The sequence below is a fragment of the Chromobacterium haemolyticum genome (assembly GCF_009936155.1).
GTDB classification, from domain to species: Bacteria; Pseudomonadota; Gammaproteobacteria; order Burkholderiales; family Chromobacteriaceae; genus Chromobacterium; species Chromobacterium haemolyticum.
This window is the reverse complement of sequence record NZ_AP019312.1, coordinates 4,911,692-4,930,153: the sequence shown is the minus strand read 5'-3', so window position 1 is coordinate 4,930,153 and position 18,462 is coordinate 4,911,692. Positions and strand designations below refer to the sequence as shown.

The 18,462-nt window shown below is 62.1% G+C and carries 21 protein-coding genes; 7 read left to right on the top strand and 14 right to left on the bottom strand.

Annotation, left to right across the window (positions count from 1 at the left end; all coding sequences use genetic code 11):
* Nucleotides 1–9 precede the first annotated feature (9 nt).
* Entirely contained in the window at nucleotides 10–852 is an 843-nt protein-coding gene (gene thiD, locus GYH29_RS22785) for a bifunctional hydroxymethylpyrimidine kinase/phosphomethylpyrimidine kinase (protein ID WP_039756173.1), read from the top strand.
* A complete protein-coding gene (thiE, locus tag GYH29_RS22780; RefSeq protein WP_161524435.1) occupies nucleotides 836–1,462 on the top strand; it encodes a thiamine phosphate synthase in 627 nt (208 codons plus the stop codon). The genes thiD and thiE overlap by 17 nt, the downstream gene beginning before the upstream one ends.
* Before the next feature lie 52 nt (nucleotides 1,463–1,514).
* On the opposite strand, the gene GYH29_RS22775 is transcribed toward thiE, so the two are convergent.
* Nucleotides 1,515–1,799: a hypothetical protein gene (locus tag GYH29_RS22775; protein ID WP_141113209.1), complete on the bottom strand. Its 285-nt coding sequence runs from the start codon at nucleotides 1,797–1,799 to the stop codon at nucleotides 1,515–1,517.
* Between the two features lie 385 nt (nucleotides 1,800–2,184).
* Nucleotides 2,185–3,132 (bottom strand): hypothetical protein, encoded by a 948-nt coding sequence (locus GYH29_RS22770; protein WP_141113210.1) that lies wholly within the window; start codon nucleotides 3,130–3,132, stop codon nucleotides 2,185–2,187.
* 243 nt (nucleotides 3,133–3,375) lie between these two features.
* Between GYH29_RS22770 and GYH29_RS22765 the strand changes: the two genes are divergently transcribed.
* Nucleotides 3,376–3,747 (top strand): cupin domain-containing protein, encoded by a 372-nt coding sequence (locus GYH29_RS22765; protein WP_019103088.1) that lies wholly within the window; start codon nucleotides 3,376–3,378, stop codon nucleotides 3,745–3,747.
* Here the strand turns inward: GYH29_RS22765 and GYH29_RS22760 are convergent.
* The 9 genes from GYH29_RS22760 to GYH29_RS22720 all read right to left on the bottom strand — a co-directional run bounded on the left by GYH29_RS22760 (nucleotide 3,701) and on the right by GYH29_RS22720 (nucleotide 11,899).
* Nucleotides 3,701–4,555 carry an amidohydrolase family protein gene (locus tag GYH29_RS22760; protein WP_081575451.1) on the bottom strand — a complete coding sequence of 285 codons (855 nt, stop codon included), beginning with the start codon at nucleotides 4,553–4,555 and terminating at the stop codon, nucleotides 3,701–3,703. The two genes, GYH29_RS22765 and GYH29_RS22760, sit on opposite strands and share 47 nt — an antisense overlap.
* A gap of 11 nt (nucleotides 4,556–4,566) precedes the next feature.
* Nucleotides 4,567–4,830 carry a hypothetical protein gene (locus GYH29_RS22755; protein ID WP_081575452.1) on the bottom strand — a complete coding sequence of 88 codons (264 nt, stop codon included), beginning with the start codon at nucleotides 4,828–4,830 and terminating at the stop codon, nucleotides 4,567–4,569.
* A 39-nt stretch (nucleotides 4,831–4,869) separates the two neighbouring features.
* Complete coding sequence (locus tag GYH29_RS22750; protein ID WP_081575453.1) at nucleotides 4,870–6,138, bottom strand: MFS transporter; 1,269 nt, start codon at nucleotides 6,136–6,138, stop codon at nucleotides 4,870–4,872.
* A gap of 76 nt (nucleotides 6,139–6,214) precedes the next feature.
* Nucleotides 6,215–6,949: a GntR family transcriptional regulator gene (locus tag GYH29_RS22745; RefSeq protein WP_198001616.1), complete on the bottom strand. Its 735-nt coding sequence runs from the start codon at nucleotides 6,947–6,949 to the stop codon at nucleotides 6,215–6,217.
* Between the two features lie 240 nt (nucleotides 6,950–7,189).
* Nucleotides 7,190–9,211: an NADPH-dependent 2,4-dienoyl-CoA reductase gene (locus tag GYH29_RS22740; RefSeq protein ID WP_019100278.1), complete on the bottom strand. Its 2,022-nt coding sequence runs from the start codon at nucleotides 9,209–9,211 to the stop codon at nucleotides 7,190–7,192.
* Between the two features lie 236 nt (nucleotides 9,212–9,447).
* Nucleotides 9,448–10,200, bottom strand: coding sequence for an outer membrane protein OmpK (locus tag GYH29_RS22735; RefSeq protein ID WP_081575455.1), 753 nt, complete (start codon nucleotides 10,198–10,200; stop codon nucleotides 9,448–9,450).
* Between the two features lie 193 nt (nucleotides 10,201–10,393).
* Nucleotides 10,394–10,726, bottom strand: coding sequence for an MGMT family protein (locus GYH29_RS22730; RefSeq protein ID WP_161524433.1), 333 nt, complete (start codon nucleotides 10,724–10,726; stop codon nucleotides 10,394–10,396).
* Between the two features lie 6 nt (nucleotides 10,727–10,732).
* Nucleotides 10,733–11,383 carry an MBL fold metallo-hydrolase gene (locus tag GYH29_RS22725; protein WP_161524432.1) on the bottom strand — a complete coding sequence of 217 codons (651 nt, stop codon included), beginning with the start codon at nucleotides 11,381–11,383 and terminating at the stop codon, nucleotides 10,733–10,735.
* A gap of 96 nt (nucleotides 11,384–11,479) precedes the next feature.
* A complete protein-coding gene (locus GYH29_RS22720; protein ID WP_198001615.1) occupies nucleotides 11,480–11,899 on the bottom strand; it encodes a nuclear transport factor 2 family protein in 420 nt (139 codons plus the stop codon).
* Between the two features lie 50 nt (nucleotides 11,900–11,949).
* On the opposite strand from GYH29_RS22720, the gene GYH29_RS22715 reads away from it, so the two are divergent.
* A protein-coding gene (locus GYH29_RS22715) for an IS5 family transposase (RefSeq protein WP_161523837.1) occupies nucleotides 11,950–12,748 on the top strand; the annotation gives its coding sequence in 2 pieces (ribosomal slippage) (nucleotides 11,950–12,213 and nucleotides 12,215–12,748; 798 coding nt in all).
* Between the two features lie 210 nt (nucleotides 12,749–12,958).
* Here GYH29_RS22715 and GYH29_RS22710 read toward each other — a convergent pair.
* Together GYH29_RS22710 and GYH29_RS22705 are read right to left on the bottom strand one after the other, a co-directional pair.
* Nucleotides 12,959–13,336, bottom strand: coding sequence for a DoxX family protein (locus GYH29_RS22710; RefSeq protein ID WP_019102775.1), 378 nt, complete (start codon nucleotides 13,334–13,336; stop codon nucleotides 12,959–12,961).
* A 148-nt stretch (nucleotides 13,337–13,484) separates the two neighbouring features.
* A complete protein-coding gene (locus GYH29_RS22705; protein WP_019102774.1) occupies nucleotides 13,485–15,467 on the bottom strand; it encodes a methyl-accepting chemotaxis protein in 1,983 nt (660 codons plus the stop codon).
* Between the two features lie 215 nt (nucleotides 15,468–15,682).
* On the opposite strand from GYH29_RS22705, the gene GYH29_RS22700 reads away from it, so the two are divergent.
* Nucleotides 15,683–16,486: a nucleotidyltransferase domain-containing protein gene (locus GYH29_RS22700; RefSeq protein ID WP_081950238.1), complete on the top strand. Its 804-nt coding sequence runs from the start codon at nucleotides 15,683–15,685 to the stop codon at nucleotides 16,484–16,486.
* Nucleotides 16,487–16,590: 104 nt separating this feature from the next.
* On the opposite strand, the gene GYH29_RS22695 is transcribed toward GYH29_RS22700, so the two are convergent.
* Nucleotides 16,591–17,040, bottom strand: coding sequence for a hypothetical protein (locus GYH29_RS22695; RefSeq protein WP_118268450.1), 450 nt, complete (start codon nucleotides 17,038–17,040; stop codon nucleotides 16,591–16,593).
* 382 nt (nucleotides 17,041–17,422) lie between these two features.
* Here GYH29_RS22695 and GYH29_RS22690 point away from each other — a divergent pair, with 382 nt between their 5' ends.
* Nucleotides 17,423–17,806 (top strand): GPW/gp25 family protein, encoded by a 384-nt coding sequence (locus tag GYH29_RS22690; RefSeq protein ID WP_043589406.1) that lies wholly within the window; start codon nucleotides 17,423–17,425, stop codon nucleotides 17,804–17,806.
* A complete protein-coding gene (locus tag GYH29_RS22685; protein WP_161524431.1) occupies nucleotides 17,803–18,432 on the top strand; it encodes a phage tail protein I in 630 nt (209 codons plus the stop codon). The genes GYH29_RS22690 and GYH29_RS22685 overlap by 4 nt, the downstream gene beginning before the upstream one ends.
* Nucleotides 18,433–18,462 lie beyond the last annotated feature (30 nt).

Sequence of the window (18,462 nt, the reverse complement as noted above, 5' to 3'; positions counted from 1 at the left end):
GTTTCAGTCTTGACCACTCAGCCCACTCCTCCCGTGGTCCTTACCCTGGCGGGCTCGGACCCTTCCGGCGGCGCCGGCATTCAGGCCGACATTCTGACGCTAGCCAGCCTGGGATGCCATCCTTTGTCGGTGATCACCGCGATTACGGTGCAGGATACCGTCGGCATCAATGACTTTATGGTGTTGGACGCGGACTGGGTCAATGACCAAGCGCGTTTTCTGATGGAAGACATCCCGGTCACCGCTTTCAAGATAGGCATGCTGGGCAGTGTGGAGAACGTGGCGGTAGTGGCGCAGCTGATTGCCGACTACCCTGACATCCCGGTGGTATTGGATCCGGTGCTGGCCAGCGGCGGCGGCCACGAGTTGGCCGACGAGGACTTGATCGCGGCGATGCGCGACATGTTGATTCCCCAGGTGTCCATCCTGACGCCCAACAGCATTGAAGCGCGGCGCATCGCCAGCAACGACGCCGACGAGGACGAGGACCTGACCTTGGAGCAGTGCGCGCAGCGCATCCTGGCGCTGGGTTGCCCGCATCTGCTGATCACCGGCACTCACGAAAACACTAAGGAAGTGGTCAACCAGCTTTACGGCCCCGGCGGCCTAGTGCGTTCCGATACCTGGGAGCGCTTGCCGGGCAGTTACCATGGCTCCGGCTGCACGCTGGCCTCGGCCATCGCCGGCATGCTGGCCACCGGTTTGTTGCTGCCGGAAGCGGTGAGGGAAGCGCAGGAGTACACCTATCAAGCCTTGCTGAACGGCTTCCGGCCCGGCATGGGGCAGTTCTTGCCGGACCGCATGTTCTGGGCGCGCGGCGATGACGAGGATGACGATGCCGGCCAGGCTTAAGGGACTGTACGCGATCACGCCGGACACCGAGGACAGCGCGCGGCTGTTGAGCCTGGCGCAGGCGGCTGCGCCGCACATCGATATTCTGCAATACCGCAACAAGAGTCCTAACGCGGCTTTGCGTCTGGAGCAGGCGCGGGCGCTGGCCGAGCTGTGTCGGCGCTACGGCGTGGTTTTCATCGTCAACGACGATGTGGGGCTGGCGGCGAGCGTTGGCGCGGATGGTGTGCATTTGGGGCGAGACGACGGCGCGTTAAGCGCGGCGCGGCGGCGGTTGGGCGCAGGCGCGTTGATAGGCGCGTCTTGCTACGACAGTCTGGAGAGGGCGCGGCGGGCGGTGGCGGCCGGCGCCAGTTACGTCGCCTTCGGCGCGGTGTTTCCGTCCGGCACCAAGCCGGATGCGGCGCGCGCGGAGTTGAGCCTGTTCGCCGCCGCGCGGATTTTGGGCGCGCCCTTGGTGGCGATAGGCGGCATTGACGCCGGCAACGCCGGACAGACGCTGGCGGCCGGCGCGGACGCGATCGCGGTGATAGGGGGTGTGTTCGGCGCGGCGGATCCGGCCGCAGCGGCCCAGGAGCTAGCGGAAATCTGCCGCCGGAACGGGCGCTGAACGCAAAACCGCCGCGCATGGCGCGGCGGGTGGGCGATGCTCTGACTCGGGCTTAGATTTGGGTGGGCCGCGAACTGCCGTCGATCAAGGCCTTGCTGACCTCGCCGGGCTTGATGATGCCGTGCTCCACGCTGTAAGCCAACAGCTCAAGCAAGTAGTCGTGGCGGAAAATCAAGGACCCTTCCCATTCGCTGCCTTGTTCGCCTTGGATTGCGGGCAGGGTGATGATCACGCGTTCGCCTTCTATCGTGTCCAGCGCGAAGGCTTCCACATTTCTGGCGATTCCCGATAACGATCTTGCAGAATGCTTGTCATAATTCAAGGCGCGTATGCTCATTGCTGACTCCTGTCGCATCATGGTTTCTCTTTGGCCCGCGTTGATCTTGAAATGGCCGCCGCGCCGTTTCCCTGGCGTCGCCTTGCCGGCGCCGGCCGCCTTGGGCGGCGCGCATGGCGGAAAGCGCGGTTTGTGGTTGCGCAGGGGGGCCTGGCGGCGTTTCAAGTATTTTTTTGTCGAGCGGTCGGCATCTTGATATAGCGCCGCGCTTGAGGGCGCGAGCCGGCGAGATGCGTCAGCCGCTCAGGTGTGCCGCGTGATTGGAGCGGCGATGCCGGCATTGGGATGGCAGTCCGGTCGCGCGGTTTACCGCTCCAGGCTCAGAGCATAGCGTTTTTATGCCTATGGGGTAACTCCAGAAAAATGGAGAATGCCCAGTCGGATATCACAATTGTTTGGAACCGATCAGCCTGCTGAAAAGCGATGTCGGCATCTTTCGGTGCATGCCGGCGGCAATCAGCGCATCGCATAATTCAGCGCGCCGCTGAGTGGGCAAGCCCAGTTTTTCGCAAATATAGTTCTTGCTCTTGATAATAGAATCCGCCACACGGGTTTTAGGCTTGGGGCGATATTTGTTCATGAAGTCGGCTATTTGCTTGAAGTCCCAGTTCAGCAACATCAGGAAGCAGACTTCCTGTTCGTACTCCGTCAATTCCACATCAAGCAGTTTCAATTCGCCTTGCACTTGCTCTATGCTGCAGCCGGCGCCGAACTCCAAAATGTAATTGGGCATCAGGTTGATGAAGTTGGCGATTTCAATTTCATGGGCGTAGTAAATGGTGCCCAGGATGGAGCGCGTCGCTTCGTGTTTGAGCAAGTGTTTGGAGAATACCCGCGCCTTGAGGCCGTCTCCGTATTCATGCACGTTGAGAATGGAGACTTTGCGTGTCGGGTCGCAGGTCCTCATCAGCGCCAAATCTTCCTGCACATAGCAATCGGCGAACTGGGCAGTGCCTTCGCAGGGCATTTCCTTATCCAGACGGTCCACCACATCGTCTCCACGTTTGAGCGCAACGATCCTGGCGTAGGCGTCGCTGGATGCCAGATGACGGGAATTGGCGTCTTTAGCGCCGACGATCATATCGGTTTGGCTGGAGAGCTGGGAAACGGATTGGCGGAACTGTGCCACGAATTCGCTTTGTTCTTCGGAGAAGCGTTCAGGGGATACGAGCTGATAGTCCATAGTGTGCGCCTGGTGCGGAGGTTGGTCATGTCGGGGTGCGCTGTCTTGGCCTCGCTGTCGCGTCGGCCGCTGTCCAATGTTTGCTGCGCGCTGGCGAGATGCTTGGAATGGCGTTGAAGCCGGTTTTGCAACGCGGCGCGTTGTATGCAAACGTGCGTTTCCATGCCGCAACGCTTTGTCTCGCTCTTGTTCTCTAAACGTTGAACAGCTTCTTAAGTTGGGCACTTATAGATTTTTTGTTTCGATAGTGTCAATGCGAATGGCTGTTTGGACTTGATTAACTGTACTAAAGGATTAAAGTTCACCGAGATCGAGAGAAAGGCAGGCAGGTTTGAAATAATTGATCGCGGTTAATGATTATTTTGTCTGAATTTACTGTTTATTAGGAATATCATGAAGGTGATTGATTGGAAGTTGGAGCTTGAAAATGGCGTTTACGATAAGAGCGTGGGCATCAAGATCTTGAAATTGGCCGGCGATGCCGGCTTCAGCACTTATTTAACCGAAGTCGCCCCTGGGGTGGCGATCAACGGACATTATCATCGCCATGGGGACGAGCATTACCATATCGTCAGCGGCCGCGGGGAGATGAGGCTGGTGGATGTGGCTACCGGAGCGGCGAGGACTCACGCTGTGGCGGAGCAGAGTTCCTTCGTGGTGCCGGCCAATACCCAGCATCAACTCAGCAATACCGGCGCCGCGCCGCTGGTGTTGATGTTCAGCTGTCCGGCCAGCCACCTAGCGGACGACCGCCATTTTCTGTAGTGGTCTGTGTATCAAAGCGGAACAGCTCGGCGGGGGTGTCGTGGGTGATGCGCCGGCGGCGCTCCATATCGGGTAGCCATTGTTCCAGCAGTTCCAACGTGCGGGCGTAGCGGATGGAGCCGAACTGGGTATGAGGCCAATCGCTGCCCCACAGCAGCCGCCCCGGTCCCAGAGCGCTGTCCAGCAGCGGCAGCGCGGCGCGTGCGATGTCCTCGCCGCGTCCGGCCAGGCCGTTGCGATAGGCCGCGGAGATTTTGACCCAGATGCGGCCGCTGGCCGCGCCGGCGTCCAGCATGCGCCGGAAGCCGGGATCGTCCACCCCCAGTGCAGGATGCGGGCGGCCGAAGTGATCGATGACCACCTTGACCCCGGCGTCCAGCAGCGGCGGCAGCAAGAGAGGCCAATCCTGCGCCGCGCGGTGCACCTCCACTTGCCAGTTCAGGCTGGCGGCATGCGCCAGACAGCGGCGCCACGCCGGTGAATTCAGGTCCGGCAGCGGGCGGCCGATCAGATTGAGCCGCAGGCCGACGACGCCGGCGTCGTCCATGGCGCGCATGGCCGGCAGCGGGCAGTCCGGCGCTATCACCGCGATGCCGCGAAGCCGGCCCTCGCTCTCGCGGAGTCCCTGCAACAGATAACGGTTGTCATTGCCCAGAAAACTAGGTTGCACCAGCACGCCGCCGGCTATGCCGAACTGGTCCAGCTGAGCCAGATAGGCTTGCAAGGGCGCGTCCCGGTACGGCTTGTAGCGCAGCGGGGCGGCGCCGATCTGCCGGCGCAGGAAGATATGGGCGTGCCCGTCTATCATCGGCGCCGGGTTCAGCCGCAGGCTTGACAGGCGGCGTTGCGCGCCGCGCCCAGGTCCAGCGCCGCGTCGATGTCGGCGGCGTTCAGTACTTTGTGCCGGATGCTGTGGGACAAGAGGGCGAGTAGGTAATCGCGGCGGAAAATCGGCGAACCCTCCCATTCGCTGCCGGCTGTGCCCAGGATGATGGGCGAGGTGATGATGACTCGCTCCCCCTGGATGGTGTCCAGGGCGAACTCGTCATCGGTGATCTGGTTGGCGATTTCGTCTAATGCCATGGTGACCTCACAATTTCGATGAAATGGCGCGTTTGCCGTTCAGGCCGAAGCGCGGGCGTTGCGGGGTTCCGGTCCGCGCGGGTCCGGCTGCGCGTCGTTCAGCGGCTTGCCCTTGGTTTCCGGCAGGCAGAACACGGCCAGCGCAACGATGGAATAGGCTATCGCGGCGCTGACGCCGATGGAGGCGCCCAAGGTCCAGCCATCGCTCAGGTAACCGACCAGCAAGGGAAAACCGGCGGACAGGATGCGGCCGAAGTTGTAGCAGAAGCCCACGCCGGCGCCACGCATGCCGGTGGGGTATATTTCGTTGAATAGCGCGCCCAGGCTGGAGGGAATGCCGGCGGCGAAGAAACCCAGCGGGAAGCCCAGAAACAGCATCAGCGGATTGCTCAGCGACGCGAACACGTAGATCAGCACCGTGGCCACGCAGCAGACTGAGAACAGCAACAGGTTGAGGCGGCGGCCGATGCGGTCCAGCAGGTAGGCGCTGGCCATGCAGCCGCACCAGAAGGCGACGATGATTACCGCCAGATAGCCGCTGGTGCCGAGAACGGACAAGTGGCGCTCGGTCTTGAGGAACATCGGCAACCAGGTCATCAGCGCGGCGTAACCGCCGTGCGCGCCGACGCCGATCAAGGCTCCAATCAGAGTCATGCGCAGCACGCCTGGCTTGAAAATATCCAGCAGGGGCACCGTGGGCGCGGCCTTGCGTTCGCTGCGCGGCGGCTCCGGGATATGGCGGCGGATATAGATGATGAAGAAGGCAGGCAGGATGCCGATGCCGAACATCACGCGCCAGGCGATCTCCGCCGGGAACAGCAGGAAGATCGTCGAGTACAGTAGCACCGAAGCGCCCCAGCCCACCGCCCAGGCGCTTTGCACCGAGGCCATCGCCTTGCCGCGATGTTCCGGCCGGATGATCTCCGCCATCAAGACCGCGCCGGCGGCCCACTCGCCGCCGAAGCCGAAGCCCTGCAGCGCTTTGAACACCAGCAACTGTTCGTAGCTTTGAGCGAAGCCGGACAGCAGGGTAAACAGCGAGAACCAGATAATGGTGATTTGCAGCGCCAACACTCTGCCGATGCGGTCCGACACCGCGCCCATGATCCAGCCGCCCAGCGCCGACGCCACCAGAGTCACGCTGCCTATCATCCCGGCTTCAGCTTTGCTCAGGCTGAAGGCGGCGATCAGCGCCGGAATGGCCAGGCTGAACATTTGCACGTCCAGCGCATCCAGCGCCCAGCCTCCGAAACAACCCCAGAAGGTTTTGCGTTCGCCCGGCGAGACCTGCTTATACCAATGCAACATGATGCTGCCCTTTATGGTTCTTGCTTATTGTCGATGCGCCGCCTCGCGCCGCTGCTATGGCGCGGGCGGCGCGGAATCAGCGGATGTCCGCCTGGTAGCGGAATTTGTCGGCGCGGCCGCGTACGCTGCGCCATTCCAGCGGGCTGCCGTCGTAAGCCTTGGCCAGCCGCTCCAGCACGATGGCCGGAGTGCCGGGCGCGAGTTGTAGCAGTTCGGCATGCGGCGAGGCGATGGCTTCCGCGGTCAGAGTTTCCCGCGCTGAGGCCACCACCTGGTGACAGCAATCCTCATACAGCGGATACAGCAGGTCGCCGAAGCTGGGCAAAGGAATCGCCAGCAGAGCCTGGAATCGCGTCGCCGGCAGCCAGATCGATTCGGCCAGCAGCGGCTCGCGGTCCAGGTAGCGCAAGCGGGTCAAGTGGATGGCCTGCCCGCCAGGCGAAAGTTGCAGGCTGTCGGCGATGGCCGGCGGCGGCGTCAGTTGCTCGCGGTGCAGGATCTTCGCTTCAGGGATGCGGTACTTGCCCGCGGCGTCGTGAAAGCGGAAAAAGCGCAGCAGCGAGGATTGGAAGTTGGCCGGTTTGATGAAGGTGCCTTTGCCCTGGCGGCGTTCCACCATCTCGTCGGCCACCAATTGATCCACTGCTTTGCGGATGGTGCCGATGGACGTGTGGAAGCGTCCCACCAGCTCCGCTTCGGTGGGGATGGCTTCGCCGGGCTTCCACACTCGGTTGGCGATGTCGCGCGCCAAAGCGTCGCGCACTTGCTGGTACAGGGGCAGGCGAAGGTCCGCCTGACGCATGTCGGTCATATGGTCATATATATGAATTAATTTGATGGCCGCAACGATGACAAATTAATGAGCGTTGAACAAGAGCTAAAACGTTTTATCAGGGTAAATCTGTACTAAAGGACGGTGTTTCTGCTTGGAGATGAGGAGGGGGAGCGGGGAAACAGCGAACAGGCCCGGTGATGCCGGGTCCGAGAAGAAAACCGCGCGCCGGCGGCCATGCCTTTATGGCATGGCTGGGCCGGGCGAGGGAGGGCGGAGTCAGATGCTGGCGGCGAGGCGAGAGCCTTGATCGATGGCCCGTTTGGCGTCCAGTTCTGCAGCCACGTCGGCGCCGCCTATCAGATGCACGCTCTTGCCGGCGGCCTGCAACGGCGCCTGCAGTTCACGCAGCGGGTCCTGGCCGGCGCAGATGATGACATTGTCCACCGGCAGCAGTTGGGCTTCGCCTTTGACCGTGATGTGCAGCCCGGCGTCGTCTATTTTGTCGTAGCTAACGCCGGACAGCATGCGTACCCGCTTCATCTGCAGGCTGGCGCGGTGAATCCAGCCGGTGGTCTTGCCCAGGCCTTCGCCCACCTTGCTGGTTTTGCGCTGCAACAGGTACACCTCGCGCGGGCTAGGGTGCGGCTGCGGTCCTTGAGGGCTGAGGCCGCCCGGATGCTCCACCGTCATGTCCACGCCCCATTCGCGCATGAAGGCGGCGGTGTCCAGCGAGCTGGACTTGCCCTCGTGGGTCAGGAATTCCGCGGTGTCGAAGCCAATGCCGCCGGCGCCGATGATGGCGACGCGCTTGCCCACCGGTTTGCCGTGCTTGAGCACGTCTAGGTAGTTGAGCACTTTGGGGTGGTCCACGCCGGGAATCTCCGGCGTGCGCGGGGCGATGCCGGTGGCCAGCACCACCTCGTCGAAACCCGCGAGATCCGCGGCCGCCACGCGTGTGTTCAGCCGCTGTTCCACTCCGGTCTGCTCCAACTTGCGCTTGAAGTAACGCAGGGTTTCGTAGAACTCCTCCTTGCCGGGGATGCGCTTGGCCACATTGAACTGGCCGCCGATCTCCGCCGCGGCGTCAAACAGCGTCACCTGATGGCCGCGTTCCGCCGCCACTGTGGCGAAGGCCAGGCCGGCCGGTCCGGCGCCGACGACCGCCAGCTTTTTGGCCTGAGCGGTTTTCTCGTAGTTCAGCTCGGTTTCGCGGCAGGCGCGCGGATTGACCAGGCAGCTGGTCAACTTACCCTGGAAGATGTGGTCCAGACAGGCCTGGTTACAACCGATACAGGTGTTGATTTCATCGCCGCGGCCGGCTGCGGCCTTGTTGACGAAGTCCGGGTCCGCCAGGAAGGGCCGCGCCATCGACACCATGTCGGCGCAGCCGTCGGCCAGGATCTCTTCGGCCACTTCCGGCGTGTTGATGCGGTTGGTGGTGATCAGCGGAATCTTCACCTTGCCCATCAACTTCTTGGTGACCCAGGCGAAGCCGCCGCGTGGCACCATAGTGGCGATGGTGGGCACCCGCGCCTCGTGCCAGCCGATGCCGGTGTTGATCAGCGTGGCGCCGGCCTCTTCGATCTCGCCGGCCAACTGCGCCACCTCGTCCCAGGAGCTGCCGTCTTGCACCAGATCCAGCATGGACAGCCGGTAGATGATGATGAAGTCGCTGCCCACCGCGGCGCGTACCGCTTTGACGGTTTCGATGGCGAAACGGATGCGGTTTTCAAAGCTGCCGCCCCAATCGTCGTCGCGCTTATTGGTGGCGCGGGCGATGAACTGGTTGATCAGATAGCCTTCCGAGCCCATCACTTCCACGCCGTCGTAGCCGGCCTGTTGCGCCAGCCGCGCGCAACGGGCGAAGTCGGCGATGGTTTGCCAGATGTCGGTGTCGGACAACTCGCGCGGTTTGTAGAAGTTGATCGGCGCGATCAGCGGGGAGGCGGATACGCACTTTTCCTGGAAGCTGTAGCGGCCGGAGTGCAAGATCTGCAGCGCGATCTTGCCGCCGGCGGCGTGCACCGCGTCGGTAACCAGCTTGTGGTGCGGCACTTCGGCCTCGTCGGCCAGCATCGAGGCGCCCTCGGCGACACAGCCTTCAGGGTTCGGACCGACACCGCCGGTAACGATCAGCCCCACGCCGCCGCGGGCGCGCTCCGCGTAAAAGGCCGCCATCTTCTCAAAACCTTGCGGGGCTTCTTCCAGGCCGGTGTGCATCGAGCCCATCAGCACGCGGTTTTTCAGCGTGGTGAAGCCCAGGTCCAGCGGAGCCAGCAGGTGCGGGTATGCCGTCATGTTTTCGTCCTCGTGTGGATTTCTCGCGCAGATCATTGTGGCCGCGGCCGCCGTCCGGCGCCAGCGCGGCGGGCAAGTGTTTGATTGCTTGGACTTGCCAGTGTTGGCGTTGAAGATACTTACTAGTAAGTAAGGTGTCAATCGACTCGATGGCCAGTTGAGGACTACATTGGAAGCGCAAAACAAAAACGCCGCCTGGATGACCGGACGGCGTTGCTTGCAAGTAGCGGTAACGCTTACTTGAAGTTGTACTTGATCGAGTAGATCACCGCGTTCTGGTAAGCCTTGGAACCCAGTTTCTGATCGGCGTAACGGTATTGGATGCCGGTGGTGATCGCTTTGACCGGGGTCCACCACAACGCCAGCGCGCCGTTCTGACCGGTTTTACGGATGTACGGATTGGTGAACTTGTCCTGACGATTCAACTCGGTCTCATGCCATTGAGTAATCATCAAGTCCTGACCGAAGGCTTGGAACGGATACATCATGACGTAGCCGGCCATGTAACCGTTGTAACCGGAACCGATGCCGAAGGAGTCCAGCTCGTTGTGCACGCCGATGAACGGCTTGATGGTCAGGTTACCGAAGCTCAGGCTGGTGCCCAAGCCCAGGACGCGGTTTTGGGTGAAGAACTCGTTGCCGCGGGTGTCGTAAACATGGCCGTACAGTTGAACCGGAACATTGCCGATCTGGGTCATGTTGTAGCGGGCAACCACCTTGGTGGTGTAGCGACGGTCCTTGGTGCCGGTGCCGTTGTTGCCTTTGCCCGGGTTTTCCAGGTCGAAGAAGCCGTACAGTTCGCCCCAGTTGCCACCCATGCCGCCTTCGGCTTCGAGGTAGCCGAAATCACGCTTGCCCGATTGCTCGGTGGTGCGGTTAGACCAGTCCAGCCAGTTTGCGCTGACATTGCCGAAGGAGTAATCACCGGCTTGCGCCAGGGTACAGCCGCCCACCAGAGCCAGGGCCAGCAGCAGATTGCGAGTTTTCATTGTTTCACCAGAATATTTTGTGCGTGTAGCGTGTAGTGCGCGCGGACAGACCTGTCGGCGCGGGCGCAGACTAGCTCAGAAATATTCGTTTGCAAAGTATTTACAATGTGCTTGTCGCATTTTTGTCATTTTATGTAAATGCGATGTACTTTGAGCCGTAGATATTATGTTTGAAACATTAAATGTTGCGGAACTACAACTTTTTGCTACAAAAATGCGCGTCCGGCCAGCCGTAACGCCGCAAGTCCACCTTGCCGGCCGCGCTCAATTCCACGCCGTCCTCTTCCAGCAGCAAACGCTGCCAGTCGGCTTGCTCGCTGCCTGGACGCGAGATGCGGCCGCCGGCGCCCAGCACTCGGAACCAGGGCACGCTGACGCCGTCCGGCAGGTGGCTGAGCAAGCGGCCGACATGACGCGAATGGCGCGGGTATCCGGCCTGCTCCGCCAACGCGCCGTAGGTGGCGACCCGCCCCGGCGGCAGCGCTAGCAATAGCGCGATCACCTTGCGGTCAAAATCAGGCGGCATCTCGGCTCAGCGGTAGCGCGGGTTGGCGACGTAGGGGTTGCTGTGCTTTTCCTCGCCTATGGTGGTCAAGGGACCGTGGCCAGGCACCACCGTGGTGTCGTCCGGCAACAGGAACAGCTTTTGCTGGATGGCGTCGATCAACTGCTGGTGATTGCCCATTGGAAAGTCGGTGCGGCCGATCGACCCCTGGAACAGCACGTCGCCGGCGATCAGCAGCCGCGCGCCGGCGCTGTGGAACACCACGTGGCCCGGCGTGTGGCCGGGGCAGTGGATCACGTTCAGCGTTTCCTCGCCCACGCTGACGGTGTCGCCTTCCTCCAGCCAGCGATCCGGCGTCAGCGCCTCGCTGCGCGGAAAGCCGAACATATGGCCCTGTTGCGGCAATTGATCCAGCCAGAAGCTTTCCGCGCGCTGCGGGCCTTCTATCTTTACGCCCAGTTGCTCCGCCAGCCGCGCGGCGCCGCCGGCGTGGTCGATGTGGCCGTGGGTCAGCAGCAGTTTTTCCACCGTCAGGTTTTGGCGGGAAATCCAATCGACGATGCGCTCGATGTCGCCGCCGGCGTCCACCACCGCGGCGCGACCGCTGGCGTCGCACCACAAGATGGAACAGTTCTGGGCAAACGGCGTGACTGGAATCACGTGGAAGTGCAGGGACATGGCGCGCTCGGTTCAATGGGGATGTCTGGATTGTGGCATGAGTCGGCGCGGATGAGGAGAGGCCCGGCCATGACGGCGCGGGCCTCCGGGCGGGTGTCAGAACATGCTGTTGCCGCTGGCGCTTACGTCCGGCACCGGCTGGATCACGTCCCAGTGCTCGACAATCTTGTTGTTCTCCACGCGGAAGATGTCGACCAACGCTCGGCCACGGTCTTTGGCATCGCTGGTGCTATGCACATGCAAGACCACCAGGTCGTCTTCGGCAACGGCGCGGATAATGGTGTTGCGGCGCTCGGGGGCTTGTTTGAAGCGCTCGGTGAAAGCCTCGACAAAGGCCTGCTTTCCGTCCTTGACGCTGGGGTTGTGTTGAATATAGCGGTCGCCGATATAACGGTCCGCCGCGCTCAAGTCGTGCTGGTTGAAAAACTGGTTGTAGAAATCGACCACCAGTTGCTTATTGCTGCTTGCCCGCTGCATTGCGACGGCGGGGGCGACGAGCGGCGTGGAATAACTCAACGCGGCGCTTAGAACCTGTTTACGATCTTTTTGTGAGCGATAATGGGCGAGTGAAGAGAAAATCCTACCCAAGCGACATTAGTCGAGAAAAGTTTGCTCAGATAGAGCCGCTGCTGCGTGGCGTCCGACGTAACACTAAACCGGTACAGCTGGATCTGTATGAAGTGTTCTGCGCAGTGCTCTATCTTCTGCGCACAGGTTGTCAGTGGCGCTATCTACCGCCTGACTTTCCCAAGTGGCAGAACGTCTATGCGTATTGGCGCAAATGGACCGAACCTGACTTGTACGGCGTAAGCGTGTTGGAGCTGGCATTAAAAAAATCAGGTTGGCGTGGCCCGAGAGAAACTGGGGCGGAACGCCTCAAGCACGCTCTTGATCGTCGACGCGCAGAGCGTGAAGAACACTGATACAGCGGGGTTAAAAGGCTACGACGCGGGTAAGAAAATATCAGGCATCAAACGCCATATCGTAGTGGATACCCAGGGCTTACCGCACGCGGTAGCAGTGACTACAGCGGAGGTGACGGATCGCAAAGGAGCCCTCAAAGCGCTGGCACGTTGCCAGAGTGGGCTCAAGCGGGTGCAAAGCCTGCTGTGCGACAGCGGCTACATAGGTCAGCCCTTTGCGCAGGGAGTGCGGGAGATTCTGGGTGGGTATGTGACGGTACAGATCGCGAAGAGAAGCGAGCTGCATACGTTCAAGGTGATGCCCAAACGATGGATTGTTGAGCGCAGCTTCGCTTGGTTGGAAAAGAGCAGAAGGCTGTGGAAGAACTGCGAGCGGAAGCTGAATACTAGCTTGCAGTTCATCCACTTGGCTTTCTTGGCTCTATTGCTCCGGAGATCGTAAACAGGCTCTTAGGCTGAAGCTCAGAGCGGCGAGGCCGCTTATCATCCAGTGCGGTTTCATCGAGATGGATTTCCCTTGGGCGAAGGTGGAGATCGGCGTGGATTACATGGAATGGCCGTCCGGACGGTTTGGAATGCGGCGACGCAGAGGGTAAACTGCATCGCTTCGTTATGATGACCGGCGGCTTTGCCGTCAGGCAAGCCAGCGTGGTTAGCCTTTGCGGCCGTCCCAGGACAGTGTGCCCGCGCCGTGGGCGAACACCATCAGCAAGCCGCCGGCCATGGCCAGGTTCTTGGTCAGCTGGATCATTTGCTGGCTATTGCCCGGCTCCCAGTGGAAGAGCAGCGCCGAGGCGACGGAGAAACCAGCCAGCAGCAGCGCTACCCAGCGCGCTTTCACGCCTAGCGCCAAGGCCAAGCCGCCGCCTATTTCCAAAGCGATCACCAGCGGCAGCAAAAAGCCAGGCACGCCCATCGCGGCCATATAACCCTGAGTGGCGGCGTAGCCGGCGCCTAGTTTGCCGATGCCGGCCAGAAAGAAAACCTGCGCCAGCAGCACGCGGGCAAGCAATGTGATCCATTTATCCATCTTGCGTTCTCCTGCCGGCGCGCCGGCTTTGGTTGATGACGCCGGCCGCGGAGGGCGGCCGGCCATGAACGGACTATACGGATAGGCTCGGCGCGAAAAAAGCGCAAAAAACCGCAAGAGTCGATCAAAAAATCCGACCAAGCCGCGTCTATAGCTTGAATTTTCCGATCAGCGAATCCAGCTCCTCGCCCAAGCGCGCGAGCAAGGTGGTGGCCTGCTGCGCCTGACTGATGGATTCGTCGGTTTGCAGCAACATGCCGTGAATGTTTTCGATGTGGCGGGCGATTTCCTGGCTGGCGCTGGATTGTTCGGAGGTGGAGGCGGCGATGTCGCCCACGGATTCCACCACTTGTTGGGCGTGGCCGCTGATCTGCTGGATCGACTGCGCCGACTCCTCGGCCAGTTTTACCCCCTGGTCCACTTGGCGCAGCGCGCCGTCCATGCTGTCGGAGGCCTTGGCGGTGTCCTGCTGCATGGTCTGGATCACGCCGGAGATTTCCAGCGTGGCCTGGGAGGTGCGTTCGGCCAGCTTGCGCACTTCATCGGCCACCACGGCGAAGCCACGGCCCATCTCGCCGGCGCGCGCGGCCTCAATCGCCGCGTTCAAGGCCAAGAGATTGGTTTGGTCGGCGATGTCGCGGATCACCGACACGATGCCGCTGATCTGGTCCGAGCGTTGCTGCATGCCGCCCAGCACCTCGGCCAGTTCGCGAACCGTCTGCGAAATGCGGCCGATCTCGCGCACCGTGGCGTCGACATTGGCCGAAGCCTCGCTGGAAAGCGTGTCCGCCTCGCGCGCGCGCTGTTCCGCCACGCGAGCCGATTCCGCGATGTGGCTAACGCTGACCGACAACTGCTCCACGCTGGCGGCGGTGGCGTTGGCCGCCTCGGACTGTCGCGCGGAGCTGCCGCGAATCTGATCCACATCGCCGGACAGCTGACGCACCGAACCCAACACATCGCCGGCGTGGCGGCGCACGTCCAGCATCATCGCGCGCAGCGAGCCGGTGAAGGTATTGAAGGCCCCGGCGGCCAGGCCGATCTCGTCGCGGCTGGCGATGGGCAGCGCGCGGGTCAGATCGCCGCTGCCGGAGGCCAGTTCGCTCATCGCCGACTGCAGCCGGCCCAGCGGGCGCAGCAACTGATTGAGCGTGGCGCCCAACAGCAGCAGGATTAGCGCCAGAATGCCCAGGCTGATCAAGGCCGACTGCCAGCTGGCGGCGCGTACTGGGGCGAACGCTTCGCTCAGCGGAATGGAAATGCGCACCGCCCACGGCATGCCGGCCTCGCCCACGGTAATGGGCATGATGAAGTGGCGGAAGCCATCGTCGCTGTCGTACTCCGCCGGCTGACCGCTTTTGATCGCCGTCTTGGCCGTGGCCGGCAGGCCGGCGTCCGCCTTGCCGTTCAACGCCGGATCGCGGCCGGCCAGTTGAACGCCGCTGTTGGAATACAAGCTCATGAAACCGCTCTGGTAAGGCTTGACCTTGGCGGCCAGCTCCTGCAAATGGCCAAGCGCGATATCGCAACCGGCCACGCCCAGCACCTTGCCGTTGACCAGAAGGGGAAAGGAAATGGTGCCCATCAGGATCTTGATGTCGGGATCCACGTAAGGCTCGGTCAACATCGGCTTGCCGGTCTTGCGCGGCTCGGTGTAATAGGCGCTGTCGTCCACCCCCTCGCCGCCCCACACCACGTCGATCTTGCCGCTCTTGCGATACCAGTACACGCCGCTGCGGCCGGTCTTGTCGTTGTGCTCCTTGCCGGCCAGCTCCGCGTCGCGGCCGTCCAGCGCGTTGGGCTCCCAGATCGCCCAATAGCCGACCGCGTCCGGGTTATTGGGCAATTGGCCCTTAACGATGTCGGATAGTAGCTGGCGGGCGTTGGGCGGCAGATTGTGTTTGACCGCCACTGCGGACTCGGCCACGACCTGGGCCGAATCGTAAGTCTTGCCCAGCAAGCGCTGCACCTGGCCGGCCTCGCTTTCGGCCAGCAGCTTGGCGTTGTCCAGCACCGCCTTCTCCGCGCTCTGATAACTCGCGTAGATATTGACGCCGGCCAGCACGCAAAAACCGATCAGGATCAGCAGGCCGGAACTGGCCAGAATCTTGCCCTTGATGGTGGTGATCATGGTTGTCCCCATCGCTTCATATGTGTTCTCCCCCAAAAGCCGTTGCGAGCGGACGCCGGTTCCCGGCCCGGTTATTATGGTGTGGGCCTGCCGGCGACGTCGGTTTCCAACGGCATGCCGCCTTTGTATTAAATAGCTTAAACGGGGTAAAGGGAAATTTTGCAATCGGCGGGCCGTATCCGGGCGCGCCGCGACGATACAGGGGGAGTTGAAGAGTGTCGACGGAAGCACACGCCCGCGCGGAGCGACCGGCGGAGGCAGCGAGGCGGCTAGCGCTGGCGCGGCTGGAACAAGTGGAGGCGCAGCACGGCGTGCGCATCCTTTACGCGGCCGAAGGCGGCAGCCGCTGCTGGGGCTACGCCGCGCCGGACAGCGATTACGATGTGCGCTTCGTCTACCTGCAAGCGGCGGAGTGGTACGAGGCCGGCGGCCAGCGCGATGTGATCGAACTGCCGCTGGCCGACGGTTTGGACATCAGCGGCTGGGAGCTGCGCAAGGCGTTGCGGTTGACTCTGGGCGGCAACGCCGCGCTGCTGGAGTGGCTGGCCTCGCCGCAGGTTTACCGCCAGCATCCGGCGGCTTGCCGGCTGTTGCGAAACCTAGGTCAGGAGCACTTCGCCGGCGATGCCGCCTACTGGCATTATCTGTCGGCGGCGCGCAAGAACTACCGCGGCCGCAAGCGCGAACAGCAACTACGGCTGAAAAAATACTTGTATGTGCTGCGGCCCTTGCTGGCGGCGCAATGGCTGCTGCGCCGGCGCAGCATGCCGCCGCTGCTGTTGGGAGAACTGGCCGACCAGACTTTAGACGATATCCGGCTGCGTGACGAATTGGCCGGCCTGTTGGCCTTGAAGTCCGCCGGCGGCGCGCCCGAATACGGCCCGGCCACGCCGGGTCTGCACGATTATATTGAACGGGAAATGAGGGCTTACGAAGCCGCGGCGCGGCCGAACCGCCACAGCGACTGGGCGCTGGCGGATGCTGTGCTGGAGCAAGTGCGTCTGGCTTGCGGCGCTTGAATGGGCGGAGGCCTGGGTTTCAATGCCTCGTGGCTGGCGACGCCACCCGCCCGACAAACCGTAGGTGTTGGGCGGGTGGAGCATAGCGATATCCCCAGCCGAGGTCAGCGATTGCGCAGGCGGATGCGGCGGAAGCGCGCTTCCAGCTTGAGCCGTTGTCCCAGCGCCAGATAGAGCTGATGTTGGCTATCCACATGGCGATAGACCCGGACCCGATCCGCGCCCAGCAGCATCATGATTTCCAGATAGTTGAAAAAGCCCATCCACTGACCGCGACCATCGCGATCGTCAAAGTCGATGTCGCGCGCCACGCGGCTGAGCAGGCCCTTGCCGACATATTCCCGATTGTCCTTCATCCATTGCAGCAGGTGGGCCGCGCATTCGCGGCCATACGCGCTGTCGGCGGGGTAATCCTTACGGGGCGCGGGCATTTGCCAGTAATGCCGATAGGTGCGGCCGGGGCACAAACGAACAAAGGGGAGCAAGGCTTCCTGCTGCTCCAGCGAGTGCAGTTTGTAGCGGCGACGACGGGGGAATTTGTGAGAATGTTGCATGGTGTTTCTCCTGTAATGACACAAGATGAAGCACCTGATCCCAAATATAGAGGGAACAGGATTGGCGTCTAAATAAATCAAATCGTTGATAGTGCAGGCTTAATAACCCACCATGCGCCGGCCAAATGGCGCGGCCATGGTAAAGCAGCCCGCGCGGCATGCCGCGCAAGCAGAATTGGTAAGTAGATAACGGGACGCCAATCCCGTGTGCCGCATGTGGGCGGCAACGGGGGGATTGTTGCCGACCGGGTGCGGAGGGTCAAGGCATGGTGGCAAGGCTTGCGCCGCATGCGGCGTTGTACGCGAAATTCTCCTTGTAATTCAACTGTTTCCCTAACCGGCTTTAAAAGCCCCGCGGCGGGCCTTGCGGCATCATAGGCCCATGACCCGCATATCCGACATCTCCTCCTTGCACTGGCAGCCGGCCTTGCAGGCCCGCGATCAGGCATCCCCCGCTGACATCGTCGAGAACCTCGACGACATCCATCAGGCCTTGCGCATCATCCTGGGTACGCCCAAGGGCAGCGATCCGCTGCGGCCGGAGTTTGGCAGCGATTTGTTCCGTTATCTGGACTACCCGGTGGACCGAGCCCGGCCGCATGTGGTGCGCGAGGCGGTGGAGGCGATTAGCCACCCCTTGTACGGCGAGCCGCGCGTCGCCGTGGCGCGGGTGCTCTACAGCGTAGGCGGCAACGGCGACGCGCGGCTCACCGTGCAGTGGCGGCTGGCCGACGGCGTGATCCGTGAAACGGAGCTGCGGCTATGAGCGGGGCGGCGCCCAATATCCTGGCCAACGACGAGCGTTTCGGCCACCTGGCACAGCTCACCACCCGTTTGGGCGACGCCGATCTGAGCTCCCTGCTGGTCTATCTGGTGGACCAGGTGGACGCCGGCTGGCTGCCGGCGCTGGCCGAGCAGTTCCACGTGGCCGGCGACGAGGGCTGGCGGCTGAGCCAGGGCGAACGCCAGCAGCGCGAGCTGATCAAGCAGTCCATCCATCTGCACCGCAGCAAGGGCACGCGCTGGTCTTTGCAGCAGGTGCTGGCCACGCTGGCGCTGTCTGGTCAGATCAGCGAATGGTTCGAATACGCCGGAAAACCTTATCACTTCAAGATCCGGATCGACTTGGCCGCGCGCGGCATCGACGCCGCCACGCTGACGGCGCTGGAGGCGATGATCAACGAATACAAGAACGCCCGCTCGGTGCTGGAACGGCTGGCATTGGTGTTGAGCAACCGCAGCGCTGTGCCAATGTTGGCGCTGGCCACTCAAGTGGGCGAGCTGGCCACGGTCTACCCGTTCCTGCCCGAATCACTGCAACAGCGCGCCAGTTTGAACGTGGCGCTGGCGTATGCCAGCGTCGAGACGGTCACGCTTTATCCCACAGCATGAGATCCCTAGAACCCTTCCCAGGAGCAATCG